The organism is Saccharopolyspora sp. (assembly GCF_017434145.1).
In the GTDB taxonomy this organism is placed as follows: domain Bacteria; phylum Actinomycetota; class Actinomycetes; order Mycobacteriales; family Pseudonocardiaceae; genus Saccharopolyspora_C; species Saccharopolyspora_C galaxeae.
Map to the genome: position 1 here is coordinate 1 of NZ_JAFRFW010000494.1, position 4,834 is coordinate 4,834.

The 4,834-nt window shown below is 72.0% G+C and carries 4 protein-coding genes and 2 pseudogenes; 4 read left to right on the forward strand and 2 right to left on the reverse strand.

Annotation, left to right across the window (positions count from 1 at the left end; all coding sequences use genetic code 11):
* Together IJH84_RS13795 and IJH84_RS13800 are read right to left on the reverse strand one after the other, a co-directional pair.
* Positions 1-1,228 (reverse strand): annotated as a pseudogene (locus IJH84_RS13795) (NAD(P)/FAD-dependent oxidoreductase); the annotation flags it as partial.
* Positions 1,216-1,623: a DUF5313 family protein gene (locus tag IJH84_RS13800; protein ID WP_295144954.1), complete on the reverse strand. Its 408-nt coding sequence runs from the start codon at positions 1,621-1,623 to the stop codon at positions 1,216-1,218. The pseudogene IJH84_RS13795 and the gene IJH84_RS13800, both read right to left, overlap by 13 nt.
* 234 nt (positions 1,624-1,857) lie before the next feature.
* Between IJH84_RS13800 and IJH84_RS13805 the strand changes: the two genes are divergently transcribed.
* The 4 genes and pseudogenes from IJH84_RS13805 to IJH84_RS13820 form a co-directional block, all read left to right on the forward strand.
* Positions 1,858-1,995 (forward strand): hypothetical protein, encoded by a 138-nt coding sequence (locus tag IJH84_RS13805; protein WP_200069471.1) that lies wholly within the window; start codon positions 1,858-1,860, stop codon positions 1,993-1,995.
* A gap of 207 nt (positions 1,996-2,202) precedes the next feature.
* On the forward strand, positions 2,203-3,042 hold the full coding sequence (locus IJH84_RS13810; RefSeq protein WP_295144962.1) for a formylglycine-generating enzyme family protein: 840 nt from the start codon (positions 2,203-2,205) through the stop codon (positions 3,040-3,042).
* Between the two features lie 270 nt (positions 3,043-3,312).
* Positions 3,313-4,635 (forward strand): bifunctional o-acetylhomoserine/o-acetylserine sulfhydrylase, encoded by a 1,323-nt coding sequence (locus IJH84_RS13815; protein WP_295144959.1) that lies wholly within the window; start codon positions 3,313-3,315, stop codon positions 4,633-4,635.
* Positions 4,635-4,834 (forward strand): annotated as a pseudogene (locus IJH84_RS13820) (homoserine O-acetyltransferase); the annotation flags it as partial. The gene IJH84_RS13815 and the pseudogene IJH84_RS13820, both read left to right, overlap by 1 nt.

The following is a 4,834-nucleotide window of genomic DNA, read 5'->3' on the forward strand; positions in this document are numbered from 1 at the left end:
CGGTTTCCCCGTCTTCCAGCAGGTCCAGCGCCACCTGCGCGCCGAACCGCGAGGCGGCGACGCCGAGCCCGGCGAATCCCACCGCGTAGGCCACCCGTCCCGCGCACGCCGTGCCGAACACCGGCGTGGAACGGGTCGTGGAGTCGATCGGGCCGCCCCAGCGATGGGTGAAGCGCACGCCCTCCAGCTGCGGGAACGTCGTGCAGAACGCTTCGGCGAGCGCCCGGTGCGGCTCCGGGCGCCAGGCGTGCCGCAGCGCGGTGCGCCCGCCGAAGAAGTAGTGCGGCGAACCGCCGCCCCAGAGGATCCGCCCGTCCGGAGTGGGCCGGTAGTAGTGGAACAGGTTGTGGCTGTCGGTGATCCCCTGCCGATCGCGCCAGCCCAGCCGGTCCCACGCCGAGTCCGGCAGCGGTTCGGTCACCAGCACGTAATCCCAGATCGGCAGCACGTACCGGCGCAACCGCCGCAGCGGGCCGCGAAAGGCGTTGGTGGCCAGCACCACCCGCGCCGCCCGCACTGTCCCTTGTGGTCATTGCAGGGACGGCCCGCCGCGCGCGGAACGCACCGAATTCACCGGCGTGTGCTCGTGCAGCCGCACGCCACGCCGCCGCGCCGCCTCGGCCAGCCCGCCGACCAGCTTCGCCGGATCCACCAACCCCCCGGCGTCCGGCAGCCGGAGCCCGGCGCGGAAGGACGGCGAATCCACATCCGCACGAACTCCGCCCGCGCCCTGGAACAGCACGCGGAAGCCGTGCTCGCGGTAGCGGTCCGCCTCGTCGCGCAGCTCGCCGACCTGGTGCGGCTCGGTGGCCACCGCGGTTTTGCCGCACAGCCGCAGGTCCGCGTCGATGCCTTCGGCGGTGACGAACTCGCTGATCTCGCGCAGGTTCCGGGCGCCGAGCTCGACCAGCGCCCCGATCTCCGACGGCCACAGGTGCGCGCCGTGCGCGAGACCGTGCGTGAGCGACTCGGACAGGAAACCACCGCTGCGCGCACTGCCCCCGGAACCTGCCCGGCCGGCGTCCAGGACCAGCACGTCCAGCCCGGGATCGCGCTGCTTGGCCAGCACCGCCGTCCACAATCCGGTCAGGCCCGCTCCGACGACCACCAGGTCGGCTTCGGCCGAGCCGGGCAGCGCGTCCCGCGGCGAACCCCGGTGCGCATCCCAGAACACGGCCGGTTCCGCGTCCGCGAGCGCGCGGTCGACCTGCCCGTTCAGTGCCACCACGGGCGGTACCCGACTCCGTGCTTGCCTGCGCGCTCCACGTCCTTGCGAAGCTGCCTGGTCTCGCGGGCGGTGCCCGGCGGATGTCCGTGCTTGATCGAGCGGTGCTCGCACGCCTCGCCCATCAGGCACACCGAGTAGAACAACCCGACGAACAACCCGAGCACCAGAGCGCTCAGCCGGATCGACCACGATGCGGGCAGCAGCAGGACCACCGCGCAGCAGGGCGCCAGCTGGGTCAGCGCGCGGGCGAAGTGGCGCAGCGCCCAGGTGCGGCAGGTGACGTCGTGCAGCACCCACTCCGCGCACCGTTCGGGCAACCGGCCGCCGAAGGCGTACCAGACCCATTGCGCCGGGTTCGGCCGCCCGGAACTCGCTCGCTCAGGCCGGGGTGACACCGCTCCAGGGTAGGCGTCGCGACCGGTCCCGAGAGACCCCAGTCGGTCGCACACGTCACTCCGGCCACTGGTAACGATCCACGGCGCGCGACGATGTTATTGGTGCAGGGCGAAAGCGCCGGGAGGCCAGCGCCGGCCGTACGCTCACGGACCGCGCGACCTCCCCCGGCAGCGCCGCCGTCTTTCGCCGCTTCGCAATCCGCCGCTCAAACGAACCGAAACGGGCACGCCAGCATGTTCATCCTCGTCGTCGTGATGTTGTTCCTCGTCGTCGTCGGTGCCGTGAGCTTCACGGATCTCGTGGACAACGGTTTCCGCAGCGCGGGCGCCACGCTCGCGCAGGCGCTGCGCGACACCCGCCCGAACACCTGACCATCCACTGAGGACACTCGCGGCGGCGCGGAACCGGTCTCGGGTGCCCGCGCCACCCGGTCCTAGAGTGGGGGCGTGAGCAGTGCGAACCCGCCGGAGACCCACGGCTGCTGCGCCCCCGGGCGCGACCCGTCCGATCGGGCCGCGGCCACCGGTTCCCGGCCGCGTGCCGAGGTCGGCAGGCAGGCCGACCGCCATTGGCGACAAGTGCCCGGCGGGACGTTCCGGATGGGCACCGAAGACGCGGAAGGCTTCCCGGACGACGGTGAAGGACCGGTGCGCCAGGTCCGGCTGAGCCCGTTCGAGATCGGCCCGTTCGCGGTGACCAACGCCGAATTCGCCGAGTTCGTCGCGGAAACCGGTTTCGTCACCGACGCCGAGCGGTTCGGCTGGTCGTACGTGTTCGCCGCGTTCCTGCCGGGCGCCCTGCGCCGCGCCGCGCCGCGCCCGGACCAGACGCCGTGGTGGTGCGGCGTCGAAGGCGCGTACTGGCGCGCTCCAGAAGGCCCCGGCTCGGCGGTGGACGGCCGGGAAGACCATCCCGTCGTCCACGCGTCCTGGCACGACGCCGCCGCCTACTGCGAGTGGGCGGGCGGGCGCCTGCCCACCGAAGCGGAATGGGAGTACGCCGCCCGCGGCGGGCTCGACCAGGCCCGCTATCCGTGGGGCGACGAGCTGCTGCCCGGCGGCGAGCACCGCTGCAACATCTGGCAGGGCATGTTCCCCGCCAAGAACCTCGTCGAGGACGGCCATCGCGGCACCGCGCCGGTGGACTCCTTCCCGCCAAACGGCTTCGGCCTGCACAACGTGGCGGGCAACGTCTGGGAGTGGTGCGCGGACCGGTGGACGACCACGCACTCCGCGCAGCCGGTCGCCGACCCGGCGGGACCGCCCGAGGGCGACCGGCGGGTGATGCGCGGCGGCTCGTACCTGTGCCACGAGTCGTACTGCAATCGCTACCGGGTGGCCGCCCGCACGGCCAACACGCCGGACAGCTCGGTGGGCAACCTCGGGTTCCGCTGCGTGCGCGACTCTCCCGAATGGTGAACGACCTGTTGCTGCGAGTGTCGTAGCCGCTATGCTCCGCGCATGATCGACCTGGCGCGCCCGACCCGCCTTGTGATGCGCAAGCACGTCGATCTCCTGCGCGTGATCAGCAGCGCCTGTCGCGCCGGCTGACGCAGCTCGCTCCTTTCACCGCACGGATCCGCCTGTTGAGCGGAATTTCCGCGCGTTTCCAGCTCATCGCACCGCCTTTCGCGGCGCGTTCCCAATCCGGCGCGAACCGTCGCGCCCGAAGTCCACTGTGGAGTCCGCATGTCCGCTGAACCGCAAGACGAGTCCGCCTGGTCGTTCGAGACCCAGCAGGTGCACGCCGGTGCCGCACCGGACCCGGCCACCGGCGCCCGCGCGGTGCCGATCTACCAGACCACCTCCTACGTCTTCCGCGACACCCAGCACGCGCAGGACCTGTTCAGCCTGGCCGAGCCCGGCAACATCTACACCCGCATCAACAATCCCACCCAGGACGTGCTGGAACAGCGGGTCGCGCGGCTGGAAGGCGGCGTCGGAGCGGTCGCGGTCGCCTCCGGGCAGGCCGCCGAGACGCTGACCGTGCTCACCCTCGCGCAGGCCGGGGACCACCTGGTCTCCAGCGCCTCGCTGTACGGCGGCACCTACAACCTCTTCCACCACACGCTGCCGAAGCTGGGCATCGAGGTCAGCTTCGTCGACGACTTCGACGACCCGCAGGCGTGGCGCGCGGCGGTGCGGCCGAACACCAAGCTGCTGTTCGCCGAATCCCAGGGGAATCCGCGCAGCAACGTGCTCGACGTGCGCGCGGTGGCCGACGTGGCGCACGAGGCCGGTGTGCCGCTGGTCGTGGACAACACGGTCACCACGCCGTACCTGCTGCGGCCGCTGGAGCACGGCGCGGACATCGTGGTGCACTCGGCGACGAAGTACCTCGGCGGGCACGGCACGGCCGTCGGCGGCGTCGTGGTCGACGGCGGGAAGTTCGACTTCGGCGCGAACGGAGCGCGGTTCCCCGGATTCGTCGAACCGGATCCCAGCTACCACGGGCTGAAGTACTGGGAGGCGCTCGGGCACGGCGCGTTCGCGGCGAAGCTGCGGGTGCAGCTGCTGCGCGACCTCGGACCCGCGATCTCGCCGTTCAACGCCTTCCTGGTGTTGCAAGGGCTGGAGACGCTGTCGCTGCGCATCGAGCGGCACAACCGCAACGCCCAGCGGCTCGCCGAATGGCTCGAAGCCCGCGACGAGGTGGAGAAGGTGCACTACGCGGGCCTGCCGTCGAGCCCGTGGCACGAACTGGGCAGGCGGTACCTCGACGGCGGATTCGGCGCGATCGTCTCGTTCGAGCTGCGCGGCGGAGTCGCGGCCGGGCGGGCCTTCGTGGAGGGCACCTCGCTGTTCAGCCACCTGGTCAACCTCGGCGACGTGCGCAGCCTCATCGCGCACCCGGCCAGCACCACGCACAGCCAGCTCTCCGAGCAGGAGCAGCTGGACGCGGGCGTGCCGCCGGGGCTGGTGCGGCTCGCGGTGGGCATCGAGTCGGTCGAAGACCTGGAGGCCGACCTCGAAGCGGCGTTCCGAGCGGCGAAAGCCGAATTGGAGGGTTGATGATCGTCCCGGCCCTTCCCGCCACCGGCGCGTGGCGGGAAGGGCACCCGCCGGGACGGCGCGAGTGGGTCCGGCTGGCGCCGTTGCCGCTGGCCGCGGGCGGGAAGCTCACCGGTGCCCGGCTGGCCTACGAGACGTGGGGCGAACTCGCCCCGGACGGTTCGAACGCGGTGCTCGTGCTGCACGCGCTGACCGGCGA

Coding starts and splice junctions, on each gene's coding strand:
- IJH84_RS13805 (WP_200069471.1), top strand. CDS start 1,858: ATGTTCATCCTCGTCGTCGTGATGTTGTTCCTCGTCGTCGTCGGTGCC.
- IJH84_RS13815 (WP_295144959.1), top strand. CDS start 3,313: ATGTCCGCTGAACCGCAAGACGAGTCCGCCTGGTCGTTCGAGACCCAG.